Below are 14,870 nucleotides of genomic sequence, written 5' to 3' on the forward strand. Positions count from 1 at the left end.
TGGTTGAAGATGAATTTTTTATTTAAAAATAAGGGTTTAACAGGTTTAGGTGGTTTAAGTGGTTTAGGTGTTATGGCGTTATTGGGCTTGTCTACATTGTCGGGATGTTCGTCGAGTTTCACGGATTTGGCTCCGATATCGCAGCGTAATACGGAGGCTTTTTATAAAACATCGGGTGATTTTGTGGCCGCAGTAAATGCTACATATAAGGTGTTGCAGGCTTCGGGTGCGTATAATCAGAGTTATTGGGTGTTGTTTGAGCAGCGCTCCGACAATACGGATCAGGGTAGCGATGGTACGGGCTTGGGGGCCGAGCTTACGCAAATTGAAAACTTCTTGGAGATTGCTACGAATGGTATTATTGAAGCGGCCTATGTGGATACGTATAAGGGAATTGCACGTGCTAATATTGTGTTGGATCGTATTGAAAAGGTGAGCTTTGATGAGGCATTAAAGAATAGATTGAAAGGGGAGGCTTTATTTTTGCGTTCTCTTTTTTATTACCATGCAGCGATAGCTTTTGGAAATATTCCGCTGGAATTGCACGAAAGTGAGGGTGATGTCGAGAAAACGCAGGTGGAAGCGGCAGCGATTTATGCGCAGCTGGAGGGCGATTTGAAAACTGCTGAGGGATGGTTGCCCGCTAAATATTCGGGTGCCGATGTGGGGCGCGCAACGAAGGGTGCAGCGGCGATTTTATTGGCTAAGGTGCAGCTGCTCCTGGGTAAAAAAGCGGATGCTGCAGGGGTGCTGCGTCGTATTATTTCGGATAATAATTACCGCTTAGTGGCGTATGATAAGTTGTGGGGCCTGGAGAATAAAAATAATCCCGAATCAATTTTTGAGGTGCAGTTTAAAGGTGGCGGCACGGGCACGGGCAATTGGTTTACAAATGCTTTTACCCCTTTGTTGTTTAGCAGTACCGGGACGTATAAAAATAGGCCTACCAATGAGATGGTGAAGGCTTATGATAGCCAGGATTTGCGCTTTAAGCTTTCCATGGATACCATATATACCAATTCTTCCGGACAGGTGATTACCAATTCGCGCAACGATGCTCGATTTATTGTAAAGTATGGGAAAACGAATGCTTTTGGTGAGAATGACGCTTCGTATAATTTTCCGGTTTTCCGCTACGCGGATGTGCTGCTGTCACTGGCTGAGGCTTTGGGTGAAACGGATGAGTCGTATAGCCTTATCAACGAGATCCGTAGCCGGGCAAACTTGGCTCCTATAGGTCGTGCAACGCCCGGTACTTTTGAGGATAAGTTGTTGCGTGAGCGACGTGTGGAGTTTGCTTTTGAAAATCACCGCTGGCCGGACTTGCTGCGTTTCAAGAAAGCCGAGGCGGTGCTGTCTGCGTTAGGTAAAAAGCCTCGTTTATTGTATCCTATTCCACAGCGTGAACTGGATATAAATAGAAATTTTAAACAGAATCCGCTGTAGCGTATTGGGATGGAGGATGGTAGGATGCGAATAATTTTGATTGTGTTGTGTATGATAGGTGCTTTAATAAAAATAAATGCCGTAGCGCAGGAGTCTCGTGTTTCGAATGCGTTGGAGCTTGTGCATGCGTTGCAGAAACTGAAAAATGTGGACCGTATTCTGTATGTTGGTGCGCACCCGGACGACGAAAATAACCGCCTGCTGGCGTATTTGTCGTACGGAAAAAAGGCTACAACGGCTTACCTTTCCTTGACACGTGGTGAAGGGGGCCAGAATTTTATTGGTAGCGAGCTTGGTGAAGAGTTGGGGATTTTAAGGGTGCAGGAGTCGCTGGCGGCACGAAAGATTGATGGCGGTATGCAGTTTTTTAGCCGTGCCAAAGATTTTGGGTTTTCAAAAACCGCCGAGGAGACTTTGCAGCTGTGGGGTGAGCAAGAGGTTTTGCAGGATATGGTATGGGCAATCCGTTATTTTAAACCTACACTTATTATATCGCGCTTTTCTGCTGAAATTCCAGATCCTCATGGGCATCATCAGGCGGTTGGTATTTTGGCGCAGCAGGCATTTTCAATGGCTGCAGACCCTGCTGTATTTCCAACGGATAACCCGGAGTTGTCGCCATGGCAGGCGCAGCAGCTGCTGTGGAATGTATACCAGGAGGCCGGTGTTAAGGATATTGGTGGTGTCGTAGATCCACGCTCTCACTATTGGGGGCTTCCGATTCCGGCCATGAATAACTTGCTGGGCAAAAGCTATGGCGATATTGCTGCCGATAGCAGAAACCAGCACCGCTGCCAGGCGATGGGAAACCTCCCCAATAGAAAGGCCTCCATTGAGTATTTCGAGCTTATCGAGGGTAAGGCAGGGAAGAACGGGAAGCTGGACCTCGGTGTGTCGCCGATTTATAAATCAGCATTGTATGCGAAGTATAGTAGATATATCGATCAGGCTATAAAAAGTTTTGATGTCGACGAGCCTGCAAAGATAGCGAGCCGACTGATCCAGCTGTTGCATTGGATGGATAGGCAGCCGCAGCCACAGCCGGATTGGCTGATGTTGAAAAAGAAACCTATAGAGGCGCTATTAATACAAGCTTTGGGTGTACAGCTGGAGGCTAGCAGCCCGACTGATTTGTGGTGTATAGGCGATGTGGGGCATGTGAATTTGCAATGGGCCATGCCGGAGTCAGGTAAAACGGTAACGGTAGAGAAAATCGAAATTCCGGCATTACGGAAATCTATTGTTCAGCAGCTGTCGCTGCAATATTCGGGGCAGTTGTCTATATCTGGTGTAATTGACAGCACCTCAAAGCCTTATCTTCCGGAGTGGCTCCGCCAGGTAGGAACGGCAAATGCTTATCGCTCGGAGCAGCTGTCGGGACATATTCTTTCGGAATTGCCTATCTCGCCTGCGGTTAAAGTTTCCTTAAACATCGACGGACTGCCTTTGCTGCTGGAGGTGCCGGTAAAAAAGGTATGGAACGATCGTTTGTTGGGTGCGCAGTTTAGTCCTGTGGTATTAGCGCCGCAGGTTGCTGTACGTTTTCTGCGTAAAAATTTGCTGATACATAATGCTGAAAAGCAGGATGTTGTTGTTGAAGTGAAAGGGCTGAAATCGGGACGCACGGATGGGGTATTAAAGTTAAACGCGCCACAGGGCTGGACTGTTCTTCCGGAACAGGTCGACTTTTCAATCGCGCAGGGGGAAAGTAAACGGATACGTTTTACGGTGCAGGTGGATGCTTTGCAGGAAACTATTGCCGACTTGGGTATTCAGGTGGCAACAGGAGGCTTGCAATTTGAGCAGTCGCATCAGTGTATCGACTACCCGCATATTGTTAAACAGCAGTATTTTCCGAATGCGAGCCTGCGTGTGCTGTGTACTACTATAGCGAATACGGCAAAACGGATTGCCTATGTTAAAGCTAAAGAGGATAAATTGCCAACCGCATTACGGGAGTTTGTTGCCGTGGTAGATGAGCTGTGGGTTGCGGATTTGCCGACAACAGATTTATCTATTTATGATGCTATTGTGTTGGGCGACCGTTTGTATAATTTGGATACACGCATTTATGAGGGGCACAACAATTTGTTGCATTACCTGGAAAATGGTGGCGTTGTTATCAGTCAGTATAATACCAACTACGACCTCGACAGTGCTACGGTTGGGCTGCTGCCTGTGCAGGTTTCTAATGAGCGTATTACTGATGAGGAAGCGGAGGTGCAGTTCTTGGATAACAGGGCTGCAGCACTTATCTACCCGAATAGATTGAGCCAGTCTGATTTTAAGGGTTGGATACAAGATCGGGCTATATTTATTCCGAAGCAGTGGGATACAGCCTTTACGCCGCTTTTAAGTAGTAACGATAAAGGGCAAAATGCGCAGCAGGGGCTTTTATTAATTGCTAAGCAGGGCAAAGGTTTTTATGTTTACACTTCGCTATCGTTATTTCGGCAGCTGCCTTATGGCGTGCCTGGAGCGTATAAGTTGTTTGCAAACTTGTTATCTTTAGGTTCAGGTTCAGGTTCAGGTTTAGGTTCAGGTTCAGGTTTAGGTTCAGGAAAATAAAGTTAAAACAGGGGATTCGTAAGGCGTAGGAATCCCCTGCTATGCGATCTTTAACCGACTTACTATTTCTTCCCTCCAATATAGGGGTAGTACCGAATGTAATCGACCAGAAATTCTGCGGGCATATGCGCATCGTCGATACCCATTTTCCCACCCCAGCTACCGCCTATAGCTAAGTTAATAATCGGGTAGAATGGATGATCAAAAGGCCATTCCTCACTGCTTTGCTGGAGGTTTTCAAAGGTGAAAATTAGCTCTTCGTTGATGTAGCCTTTAATAAACTCTGGCGTCCATTCAACGGCATAAACCTGAAAGTTATGGATGGCATCTTTAATAAATTTGGTACCCGATTTATGGGTGTTTTTGATGTGGTTAAAGGCGCCGGTATGTACTGTACTATGGATGGTGTTTACATCGTACCCCACATGTTCCATAATATCAATCTCGCCGGATTTGGGCCAGCCTCCGTACTTGGATGTTGTAGGCATCATCCATATAGCAGGCCAGGTGCCGCGTTGCTGCGGCACCTGGGCACGCGCTTCTATGCGGCCATACAGAAAATCACCTTTGCCACGGGCATGGATTTTTGCAGAGGTATAGGAAGCCTGTTCTTTGGCTTCTTTCTTTGCGGTTATTTTTAAAACTCCATTTTTTACTTCGATATTGCCGCGCTCCTTGGTATAGTACTGTAATTCCTGGTTTCCCCAGCCATTATGCCCGGTACCGATATCGAAAGACCATTTGCTGCTGTCTGGAAGGCCGGTATAGTTAAATTCATCGGACCAGCTAGGTTTTTGGGCAAATAAACTGCGCTGAGCCTTGGCCTGAAAGGTATTGCAGCATAATAAGGCTAGCGACACTGCGCCAATAAGTTTTTTCATCATGTTTAACTTTTTAGGTTGATACTTTGAAGATAAGCATTATTTTTTTCTTTTCGTTTTTCTAAACTCCCAAGGTGCCATAGCATTCGATTGTACCCATAGACCGCGTTTCTCTTTTCGGGCAATGGTTTCGGCCCTGGCATAAGCCTCACTGCGGTCGAATGCTGTGTAGTGCCATGCCAACCCTGCCTCGAGTAGCAGGTAGTTAACATTTCTCTTGTCGGCCGTAAAAACAATACCCACAATTCTGCCGTACCTATCCTTATCTTTTACTTCCACGCTTACCTGCTTGCCAAAGCAGAGGTCGGACGTGAATTTTTGCGCCACCCTACCAAAATCCTGATGGCTTTCGGGGCAATCGATGCCGTATAAGCGTATACGAAACTGGTTGTTGGCCGCATCGAGGAGCGTTAGGGTATCGCCATCGGCTACACGGATTACCTTTCCGTTTAGGGAGGTTTGCGTGAATACGGATATCGGCAATAGTGCCAGTAATAGGGAAAGAATATACGTCATTGTTGTGTTAAGCATTTATGTAGATTAAAGCCAAGTGGCGAATATGTCTAAAAATTATGAATCTACAAATAGGTTCTCCCTGTGCTATTCGATTAATTCGAAATAAAGGAATACCTTTATAGCTGAGTTGACTTTTATATCCTTAATTCTTAAAACGATAGCATTATGATACAAGCTTATTTTATTCCGACAAAAACTGCCGCTTATATTTCTACCGAAGATTCTTTTGGTGCGCATAACTATCACCCTTTGCCTGTTGTACTAAAAAAAGGAAGCGGCGCACGGGTGTGGGATGTGGAGGATAAGGTGTACTTTGATTTCCTGTCGGGTTATTCTGCGGTAAACCAGGGGCACTGCCATCCAAAGGTTATCGAAGCCTTAATATCCCAGGCGGCAACATTGACTCTAACCTCGCGCGCCTTTCATAGTGATAAGATGGCCGATTATACCGCGTATATTACGCGCTATTTTGGTTATGATAAAGTGCTCCCTATGAATACAGGTGTTGAAGCTGTAGAAACCGCCTTGAAGTTGGCACGTAAGTGGGGTTATCTGGTGAAAGGTGTAAGCGATGGTAATGCCAAGATTATTACCGTTGAAGGGAACTTTCACGGCCGTACTATTAATGTTATTTCTTTTAGTACCGACGCTAGCGCACGGGAGGGGTTTGGCCCCTTCGTAAACGGTTATCTAACTATTCCTTATAATGATATTAATGCCCTGAAAGAAGCTGTTCAGGACCCGGATGTAGTTGCTTTTTTGGTCGAGCCTATACAGGGGGAAGCCGGTGTTTTGGTGCCCGATGCGGGATACCTGCAGCAGGCTTTTGAATTATGTAGGGCCCATCAGGTGTTGTTTATTGCCGATGAGATTCAAACCGGACTTTCGCGTACGGGTAAATTATTGGCTTGCGACCACGAGGGGGTGAAGCCGGATATCTTAATTCTAGGGAAAGCGCTGAGTGCTGGCGTAATGCCTATATCGGCTGTATTGGCCAACGATTCGATAATGCTGACCCTTAAACCCGGCGAGCATGGGTCTACCTATGGTGGCAACCCGCTGGCATGTGCCGTGGCTATGGCTGCATTGGAGGTGCTTAAGGACGAAAATCTCGCCGAAAAGGCGGATCAGCTGGGGCAATATTTCAGAACGGAAATTCAGAAATGGAAACATCCGAATATCAAAGAGGTGCGCGGTAAGGGTTTGTTGAATGCAATTGTTATCGAACATAATGATCCGGAGGCTGCCTATCTTTTATGTTTAACATTAATGAAAAATGGCCTTCTCGCCAAACCTACACATAGCGACAAAATCCGTTTTGCACCACCGCTGGTTATTACGCAGGAAGAGCTCGACGCGGCTATAGCCATCATCAAAAATAGTTTAACGGTATTGGAATAGGGCTAGGCTCTGCTGCTGTTATCCCACAACTTAAACAAATAAATCCACAATAAATTGCTGGATTTGTTGCTGTAGAGCAGACTGCTTCCTGTCGGGCTGCCCCAAAGCTACGAGGGATTGTATATCGGTAGGTAGGGCAATAAAACGGACGGATAGGTGTTGGTATTGTTTCACCACCGAGGCGGGAACAATACTGATACCTAAGCCGTGATGTACGAGTTCCAAGATGGAGGCTACGGTATTACTCTCCTGATTGATGGTAGGGTCGAAGCCCAGCTGAGCGCAGCAGGCTAAAATCTGGTTAAAATAGTTGGGCGCATAGGCGCGATTGTAGGTGATAAAAGATTGGTTACCGAGGTCTCTAAATACAATATCGTCCTTGTAAAATGCCGGAAGCGCCAGGCAGAAACTGTCTTGGAATAAAGGTATCCAATGTACATCTTTCGACAGGATGGGAGCACGGAGTATTCCGAAATCTAACTTTCCCTGCTGCAAGGCCTGTACCTGCTTTTCCGAAGATAGCTCGTACAGGTAAACATGTAACCTGGGGTAACTTTCCTTGATGAGACGCATTAACTCCGCAACTTTAACCTTATCGGTAGCGCTGATATACGCAATACGTATATCGCCAGTTACGGCATGGTGAATCTGCTGTGTTTCCTGCTGCAGCTGCTGTAATTGCTTCAGGATACGTACAGTTTCTTTGTAGAAGAAAGCGCCGGCAGGGGTTAATCGTACGGATTTACTCGTGCGCTCGAATAGAAGTACCCCCAGATTATCCTCCAACTCCTTTATCTGTCGCGATAGGGGGGGCTGCGAAATAAAAAGCCGCTTTGCAGCCTTTCCAAAATGTAATTCCTCGGCCAAAGCCTGAAAATATTTAAGGTGTCTTAATTCCATCGATAGTTAAAAGGTATTGAACGATAACAAAAATAGTATTTTTAAGGTATCATTAACAACCCTAAATTAGCAGCAGTAACAGAAAGTGATAGAATGAAAAAATCAACATTAAAAGAAATTGAGGAGCGCTTTGACACAGACGTAGCGCGGTTTTCAAACCTAGAAACCGGACAAGCAACGACGTTGGATGCCCTGTATACGATGGAATTAATTACGGATGCAATACAAGCCTGTTATCCAAACCTCCACAATGTGCTGGATATTGGCTGCGGCGCCGGCAATTATACCGTAAAATTATTGCATAAAGTAAGCGATATTGCCGTCACCCTCGTAGACCTTAGTCAGCCTATGTTAGATCGCGCATATGAACGCGTATCGGCATTAACTCAGCGGGAAGTAAAAACACGGAAAGGTGATTTTCAAACCCTGGATTATGAAGGAGAGCAGTATGATGTAATCCTTGCGACAGCCGTATTACATCACCTCCGTGACGACCAAGATTGGGAAGATGCATTTGCTAAGCTTTTCCATCTGCTGGCACCAGGTGGAAGCATATGGATTTTTGATCTTGTTTGGCAAGAAGCAAGCCGTTTGCAGGAATTTATATATACCCATAAATACGGGAACTACCTTAGCAGCTTAAAAGATGAACACTATAGAGACCATGTGTTCGCTTATATCGAAAAGGAAGATTCTCCGCGTAGCCTTCTTTACCAAGTGGAGCTCATGAAGAAGGTAGGTTTCACAGAGGTCGACGTATTACACAAAAATCTAAGTTTCGCCTCGTTTGTAGGTTTTAAGCCCTAAAAGCTTAAAACCTACAACCTAAAACCTCAATACCTACATGTAGTATTTAAATCTAGCACAAATTAGTGCATCGAATACGAGAGGACAGCCCCAATTTAAGGGAACCGCTGTCTGGCGTGGCAATCTATTTTTGTATTAGTATATTATTGAACAGCGTTGCACGATTTACATCCTGCTGTACGACCAGCTTATGTAAAGGAGTTAAATGAATATCCGGACTCAGAATTTTATTGTTTTGGAATAAAAGTCCGTCCACCGATTTTGCCGATACAACAGGGCCTACATCCTTTTTTAAGATAAAAATATTGTCTTCAATTTTGATATCCTTATGCACCGCCTGCTCCTGTAAGTTATTTTCCGGTGCAATATTTATGATCGGGTAACCACATTCATAGAACACATTATTACGAATAAGCACATCGCGCACCATCCCAGATTCGAACCAACTAAGGGCATCGTTGGCAATTAATATTCCACTCATCTGCATTCTGTGGAAGTAGTTGCCTTCGATACGCACCTTTTTTCGTGTCGTAACCAATATCCCACGGGTAGGGATGCGCGTAAAGTAGTTATTAAGAATATGCACCTCAGGCGTCCATGTTGCATTTTCAAGCACCAAGTCCAGCCCCTTATGTACCACAGGATTACGGAAAGGCTTTTCAAACTCAATTAAAATGGTACGATCATCCAGCATAAGCGCAGATTTTACCGTCATCTCCTCCAAGCTGTTCAGGCTTTTGCTATGAATAAACTCGACCTTATCGCCCTTAAAAAACGATTGGAAACCATAGGTTTGTGGATGCATATAGCGCACCTTAACTTTATGGTTGCCAATAAGCTCCGTAACCTGCAGGTGCGTGCCATGTACATTTATAGGGTCGTCATGTGCACCAGCGAAGTTCGAGTTTTTTACCGTTATCAAGCCCCTGCAGCCAGATACCTGGATAAAATCGGCAAAGCCTGCGTTGCTGCGCCCAGAACCCGGTTCTGGCGCAAAAGACATTCGGTCGAAGCTAATATTCTCTGAAGTCTGACATACAACCCCAAAGTTGCCTAAGTAAAAGAAGTTAACCTGTTCGAAGGTAATGTCCTTACTCAGGTTAATAAAGCCGGCAACCTCATCGCGAATAGCATCCCTTAACTGGTACGTACGTCCGACCGCTGTAGCGAAGGTATCCTTAAAGTACAACTTTAAGACATTTTTTTCCAGTTCTTCCACCTTATAAAACTTCTCCATAGGGCTTTCGGTACGCCAGGTAATATCCTGATCAGCATCGTAAGCCTGCGCTATGCCCCTGTCAAAGCTCCATCCATCGCCATACCACTCCAACCTATCGCCATGAATACGGTATATAGACCGTGGATGTACCTTTACAACAATGGCCTGCGGTTCCACCTCAACCACTGTAATTTCAGGTTGTGTAGGCGTCTCATAATCGAAGTTTACATTCTTAAAAGTAATATTGCTGCTTTCGTTAACGACAAAAGATGTCATCTCGCCCAGCATCACCAAGGTAGCACCATTACCGTTGATGGTAACATTTTTTAAATTTGACAGGTGTAGGGCAATATGTTTGGTGGGGTCGGTATCCTCCTCCTCCGAGGTTGTGTTGGACACATGGTACACTTTTTTTACCGATTCATCCCTGGAGAAATAATATTTTCCTTTTTCTAAGTTAATTACCAAAGGCTGTTTATTAGAGCCTTTAGCTAAAGCCTGCTGAAAGGCCGCATTGCTGCTGCCTTGCTGTACGGGAATGAAAACCTCTTTCATTCCTTTTTGAGCAAAAGATATTCCCTGGTATGCAACGAGAAAAATTGTGAAAAGTATAAAGCGCATAATGTTCATGTAAAATAGGTCGAAGGGCAAAAGTATAAAATTGCGACCTAAAACCTACCTGAAACAGCCATATTCACAATAAAATTACGTTACCTTAATCCAGAATAAAGTTGGTAAAGCCACTATCTTTGGCCCAATCCAGCTCTCTAAAGAAGCCATGTGCCCATGCTGTCTGCGAAGTTGGCAGGTAACAAGATAGGCCCGAGAAGGTGTGGATGGGTTTATTTAGAAAATACGGTGTATGCGCTTTATACAAGATCAGTTTATCCATGGCATTTTGCAGACTACGCACATCGCCATATTGCCGACGCATAAAATCCATAAAATCATAACTCACTGTAATGGAGTACGGGTCAAACTCCAAGCGTTGCAATTCTTGTAAATCTACCTGTAGATTACTGTTTTGCAGGGTCAGCAGTTTTGTCTCGTTCAAAAAGCTATTCCATAGCCTATTGTCTATTAAACTGATGCTTGCCGATTGGTAAGGGCCAGTCTTGTCATTATAAAAGTTAAAGTATTTTTTTGCCGTTTCGCGCAAGCCTGCTTCCAGGTTATCGTTGGTAAGGTCGTTAATTATAAGCTCGTAAGGCATGCCCGTGGTCAGTATCTCCGACGGAGAGGCAATAGCATATTTAGCCTTATTACGAAGCTCGTATAATACCTCTACACTCGCCATATTACACGCATCAAAAATTAAGAAATCCAATGCGGAGGGAAGAATAGCGGCCAACTCTTTCACATTTGTCTTTCTGCCATTATCATCGTTGAAAGAACGTGTTGATGGTTTATTGTTGCCATCGGGTAGCCAGTTTGATGCATGCGACCAAAGGATAAGCCCCTGCGACCTGCCGCGAGCAAACTGCTGCATCGTTTGTAATATATCTTTCATAACAGCAGGGTCTGCAGAATTATGATCGCCATATGTTTTTAGCACTTGACTTTTAATCTCCGGACTGTTATCGGGTTGTATTTTAAATATTCGTGGCGGTTGGTTGGGTAGGTTGACGTAAACAATAATATCGGCTTTGGTCTGTAGAAGAGCTTGCTCCATACTATTGATATTGTCGATAGCATTTTGGGATAAATTATTATTGGCACCCATATAAATAAGAACAGAACGATTGATATCTTCTGCTAAATCATTATCTTTAGTACAACTTACTAAATTTAAACCAATGAATAATAGCGCTAAACAATATCTTAAAATTATTTTCATGGAAATATTTTTATGCAAATATAGGCAATCTGTCTAAAGAACAAAGAGTTACATGTTAAGTAACTTAAACTTAACATTAGATTAATTATTAGTACAACTTAAAGATGTAAAATTGTGTTAATTTTGCGGCTTGATTAACAGTATCTGTGTAATAATGAATAAAAAAAATGTTCTTAATCCCAAGGGAAAAGGGGTAAAATTCCTTGGTTTGTTCTTTCTTTTCGTACTAGCTTCAAGTTGTAAAAGAACTGAAAATGCGGCCCAACAAGCAACAAAGATTTCTTTTACGTCTACTATTGAGGGGCAATTAACGACCAAGGCAACGGGGGTAAATTGGGAACCGGGCGATAAAATTGGGGTTTTTATGCTGGAAGCAGGCAAAGCGCTCGAAGAGAAGAATATCTTAAACAACGTTGATAACATTCCGTTTACCATAAATGGAAATGTTTTTCAAAGTGCTAATCCGGTTTATCTTCCCAAAACCACCACAGCAGATTTTGTAGCCTTCTATCCACAAAAAGCTGTAAACAACTACCATTACGCTATTGATCTAACCGACCAAAGCAACCAATCCGCTTTAGATTTAATGTATGCAAACAATGCCAAAGGTATTACCGGCAACAACAGTGCTATTCCATTGGTATTCACAAGGCAGTTGTCGCGTGTGGCCATCAGCCTTTCGGTAACCAATACCGAGGCCCTGAAAGCCGAGGAAATGAAGGCTTCGATGAACGAGGTTAATGTATTGGCATCTTTTGATTTGCGCAATGCTACTTTATCCAATGCTACGGAGCGTAAAACAATTTTTGCTAAGGTTACTCCGCATAACAATCAGCAAGCTTTAGTCGAGTTTACGTTGTTGCCAGGTGAGCAGATCTCGGGCAAGAGCATTCGTTTTCAAGCTGCAAATGGCGATAGCTATACTTGGAAGGTTCCTCAAGTCGCGCCTTTAAAAAAAGGGGAGCGTTTTACATTTGTAGTAAAAATTGATAATGGTAAACCTTCTGATAATGGAGGACCGAAGACACAAGCTTACTTTGAATTACCAAAAATTGAAAACTTAGGCAAGGATATGGAGGTCGTGGCGCATATGATGCCAGAAGATGCTTCTAAACGTAACTATACCATGTTATACGACAAACAACTGCGTATGGCGTATTGGGTGGCTTATCCATTGCATGCTTCCTATATGGGCGGGGCGAAACGTACCGACAAATGGGCTTATGACCCTAAAATTATCAGCAACTTCCAATATGCCATATTCAGTGGTTTCTCTGGTGGTGGCTGGGATAGGGGCCATCAGTTGCCGAGTGCCGACCGTACGTCGAGTACCCAAGCGAACTATACCACCTTTTACTTCTCGAATATGACGGCGCAAAACTCACGCTTAAACCAAGGGATGTGGGCCAATTTGGAAGGGAAAATCCGTACCTGGACTGCGCAGTGTGATACGATGTATGTCGTAACGGGCGCAATGCCCGACACACCGGCAATACCGGTAGGTTCTAAAGTGAAAGATAACAATGGGGTGCTGGCCGTAACACCGAAGTATTATTTCAAAGCGTTGGCGATGAAAAAAGGTACTTCGTATTATACCATTGCCTACAAAATGAATAACGTAGACCCAGGAACGAACAATAAGTACGAGAGTTACCAGATGCCTGTATCTGAATTAGAAGCGGCAACCGGGTTTTCGTTCTTTCCTGATTTAACAAAAGCAGAGAAATCGAGTATAAATACCAGTATTTGGAAATAAATACCATATATACAATTCTATTCAATTCATTAATTACAAAAAAAAAGGTTATGAAAGCCAACAAACTTCTTTTTGCGTCTGCATTGGCAGCGGTCGCAATGACAACAGCCTGTCAGAAGAGCCCTGCGCCGGAGAGTGATTTCAACTCGGCCGTAAAGTTCTCTTCAAAAATCGCAAATCAGGTTGTTACTAAAGCGGCAAACAATGCTTGGGAGAACAATGACGCTATCGGCGTATTTATGAAAACTGGTGCTGGCCTTACCAATGTTTCGGCAAGCAACAAAAAGTACGTTACAAACAATGGAAGTGGTAACTTCACGGCTGCATCTACAGCGGAAGAAATTTTCTTTCCAGAGGACGGCTCCAAGGTAGATTTTATTGCCTACTATCCGTATCAAGCAGCCCTTACTAATAATGCAATCGCGGTAAATGTTGCCGACCAATCGCAGCAGAGTAAAATCGATATTTTATATGCTAACAACGCGAAAGATGCAAGCAAAACAAACCCGAATGCGCAGTTGGTATTTAACCATGCCTTAAGTAAGGTTGAAGTTACGGTAACGAAGGGAAATGGTGTAGCTTCGTTAAATGGCCTTGCTGTACAGTTTAATGGTTTTAATACTACAGCAAACTTTGAATTATCATCTGGTATTTTAACAGGTCAGGGTACTAAAGCCTCTTTTGCTGCTAAAACTACTGCCGGTGCAAGCAGCACTGTAGCTGAAGCTATTGTTTTGCCCGTGAGCAATGTTAGCGGTGCTACTGTGGTATTTAAATTAGCACAGGGTGATTTCACTTGGCCTTTACCGACAACAACAAACTACGAGGCGGGTAAAAAATATTCGTACAATGTAACGTTAACAACAGATGCTGCTGGCAACCAGGCTGCAGTGGTTACGGCTACAATTACCGACTGGATTGATGTTCCTTCAGGTTCTTATGTAATTGGTAAGGATGAAGACGGTGGTACTACGCCTACAGACCCAACAACACCTGGAGAAAGCACCGTATTGTTTACCGAAACATTTGGTACAGAAGACTTGAGTAAAGCCAACCCAAAACCTAAAATTGAGGCTTACAAAGGTTGGGATAATACAAGTTTAGTGTATTCGGATCAATTTAAGACTACGGATGTGCGTAGCACGGGAACTTTATCAAATCACCTTTGGTTTCCTGCAAACAAAGATGCAGAGTTTAAAATCGATAATATCAATACCGACAAGGTGAGTGATTTAAAAGTGAAATTTGCTGTTACAACAAATGCATCTAAAGAACTTACTTTTGATGTGAATAAAATTAAACTTACGTTAAATGGTAAAGATTTTTTCCCTGCATCGCGTGTGTTAACGGCAACAGAGGCAAACAAATTTTCAGAGGTAGAGGTTGATTTATCTTCGGTTAAAGATCTTCCTAAGGTATCTTCTTTAGTGTTTTATATTCAAGGTACTTCTAATACCGTTGGTGTTCGTATCGACGATATCAGCCTTTCAGGCTTAAAATAATAATCTTTTAAAGGAGGAAACCTCAGGGCTAATAGCT

At 43.8% G+C, this 14,870-nt stretch carries 11 protein-coding genes; 6 read left to right on the forward strand and 5 right to left on the reverse strand.

Translation table 11 applies throughout. The features are described 5' to 3' along the window. Window positions 1–9 precede the first annotated feature (9 nt). A complete protein-coding gene (locus ACL9RF_RS01970; protein ID WP_422798917.1) occupies window positions 10–1,446 on the forward strand; it encodes a RagB/SusD family nutrient uptake outer membrane protein in 1,437 nt (478 codons plus the stop codon). A gap of 24 nt (window positions 1,447–1,470) precedes the next feature. After that, window positions 1,471–4,014, forward strand: a complete 2,544-nt coding sequence (locus ACL9RF_RS01975) for a PIG-L family deacetylase (RefSeq protein ID WP_422798918.1) — start codon at window positions 1,471–1,473, stop codon at window positions 4,012–4,014. A gap of 62 nt (window positions 4,015–4,076) precedes the next feature. Here ACL9RF_RS01975 and ACL9RF_RS01980 read toward each other — a convergent pair whose 3' ends face one another. Continuing rightward, window positions 4,077–4,898, reverse strand: a complete 822-nt coding sequence (locus ACL9RF_RS01980; protein WP_422798919.1) for a glycoside hydrolase family 16 protein — start codon at window positions 4,896–4,898, stop codon at window positions 4,077–4,079. A gap of 36 nt (window positions 4,899–4,934) precedes the next feature. Continuing rightward, window positions 4,935–5,426: a thermonuclease family protein gene (locus ACL9RF_RS01985; protein ID WP_422798920.1), complete on the reverse strand. Its 492-nt coding sequence runs from the start codon at window positions 5,424–5,426 to the stop codon at window positions 4,935–4,937. 150 nt (window positions 5,427–5,576) lie between these two features. Here ACL9RF_RS01985 and rocD point away from each other — a divergent pair, with 150 nt between their 5' ends. Continuing rightward, a complete protein-coding gene (gene rocD, locus ACL9RF_RS01990; protein ID WP_422798921.1) occupies window positions 5,577–6,812 on the forward strand; it encodes an ornithine--oxo-acid transaminase in 1,236 nt (411 codons plus the stop codon). Between the two features lie 30 nt (window positions 6,813–6,842). Here rocD and ACL9RF_RS01995 read toward each other — a convergent pair whose 3' ends face one another. Beyond that, the gene (locus tag ACL9RF_RS01995; RefSeq protein WP_422798922.1) at window positions 6,843–7,712 is read right to left on the reverse strand and encodes a LysR family transcriptional regulator; all 870 of its coding nucleotides are present in this window, start codon (window positions 7,710–7,712) and stop codon (window positions 6,843–6,845) included. Between the two features lie 93 nt (window positions 7,713–7,805). Here ACL9RF_RS01995 and ACL9RF_RS02000 point away from each other — a divergent pair, with 93 nt between their 5' ends. After that, window positions 7,806–8,519: a class I SAM-dependent methyltransferase gene (locus tag ACL9RF_RS02000; RefSeq protein ID WP_422798923.1), complete on the forward strand. Its 714-nt coding sequence runs from the start codon at window positions 7,806–7,808 to the stop codon at window positions 8,517–8,519. A 124-nt stretch (window positions 8,520–8,643) separates the two neighbouring features. Here the strand turns inward: ACL9RF_RS02000 and ACL9RF_RS02005 are convergent, their stop codons facing one another. Then, entirely contained in the window at window positions 8,644–10,293 is a 1,650-nt protein-coding gene (locus ACL9RF_RS02005; RefSeq protein WP_422798924.1) for a right-handed parallel beta-helix repeat-containing protein, read from the reverse strand. 160 nt (window positions 10,294–10,453) lie between these two features. Beyond that, entirely contained in the window at window positions 10,454–11,575 is a 1,122-nt protein-coding gene (locus ACL9RF_RS02010) for a clostripain-related cysteine peptidase (protein ID WP_422798925.1), read from the reverse strand. Window positions 11,576–11,729: 154 nt separating this feature from the next. Between ACL9RF_RS02010 and ACL9RF_RS02015 the strand changes: the two genes are divergently transcribed. Beyond that, window positions 11,730–13,331 (forward strand): DNA/RNA non-specific endonuclease, encoded by a 1,602-nt coding sequence (locus ACL9RF_RS02015; RefSeq protein WP_422798926.1) that lies wholly within the window; start codon window positions 11,730–11,732, stop codon window positions 13,329–13,331. 50 nt (window positions 13,332–13,381) lie between these two features. Next, on the forward strand, window positions 13,382–14,833 hold the full coding sequence (locus ACL9RF_RS02020; protein ID WP_422798927.1) for a fimbrillin family protein: 1,452 nt from the start codon (window positions 13,382–13,384) through the stop codon (window positions 14,831–14,833). Window positions 14,834–14,870: the final 37 nt, after the last annotated feature.

The organism is Sphingobacterium sp. Mn56C (assembly GCF_049319645.1).
Taxonomy (GTDB): Bacteria; Bacteroidota; Bacteroidia; order Sphingobacteriales; family Sphingobacteriaceae; genus Sphingobacterium.

Bases quoted from the DNA above. Each gene is read 5' to 3' on its own strand.
- ACL9RF_RS02010 (WP_422798925.1), bottom strand. From the start codon at position 11,575: ATGAAAATAATTTTAAGATATTGTTTAGCGCTATTATTCATTGGTTTA.
- ACL9RF_RS02015 (WP_422798926.1), top strand. From the start codon at position 11,730: ATGAATAAAAAAAATGTTCTTAATCCCAAGGGAAAAGGGGTAAAATTC.
- ACL9RF_RS02005 (WP_422798924.1), bottom strand. From the start codon at position 10,293: ATGAAAGAGGTTTTCATTCCCGTACAGCAAGGCAGCAGCAATGCGGCC.
- ACL9RF_RS01995 (WP_422798922.1), bottom strand. From the start codon at position 7,712: ATGGAATTAAGACACCTTAAATATTTTCAGGCTTTGGCCGAGGAATTA.
- ACL9RF_RS01975 (WP_422798918.1), top strand. From the start codon at position 1,471: ATGCGAATAATTTTGATTGTGTTGTGTATGATAGGTGCTTTAATAAAA.
- ACL9RF_RS01980 (WP_422798919.1), bottom strand. From the start codon at position 4,898: ATGATGAAAAAACTTATTGGCGCAGTGTCGCTAGCCTTATTATGCTGC.
- ACL9RF_RS02020 (WP_422798927.1), top strand. From the start codon at position 13,382: ATGAAAGCCAACAAACTTCTTTTTGCGTCTGCATTGGCAGCGGTCGCA.
- ACL9RF_RS01985 (WP_422798920.1), bottom strand. From the start codon at position 5,426: ATGCTTAACACAACAATGACGTATATTCTTTCCCTATTACTGGCACTA.
- ACL9RF_RS02000 (WP_422798923.1), top strand. From the start codon at position 7,806: ATGAAAAAATCAACATTAAAAGAAATTGAGGAGCGCTTTGACACAGAC.
- rocD (WP_422798921.1), top strand. From the start codon at position 5,577: ATGATACAAGCTTATTTTATTCCGACAAAAACTGCCGCTTATATTTCT.
- ACL9RF_RS01970 (WP_422798917.1), top strand. From the start codon at position 10: ATGAATTTTTTATTTAAAAATAAGGGTTTAACAGGTTTAGGTGGTTTA.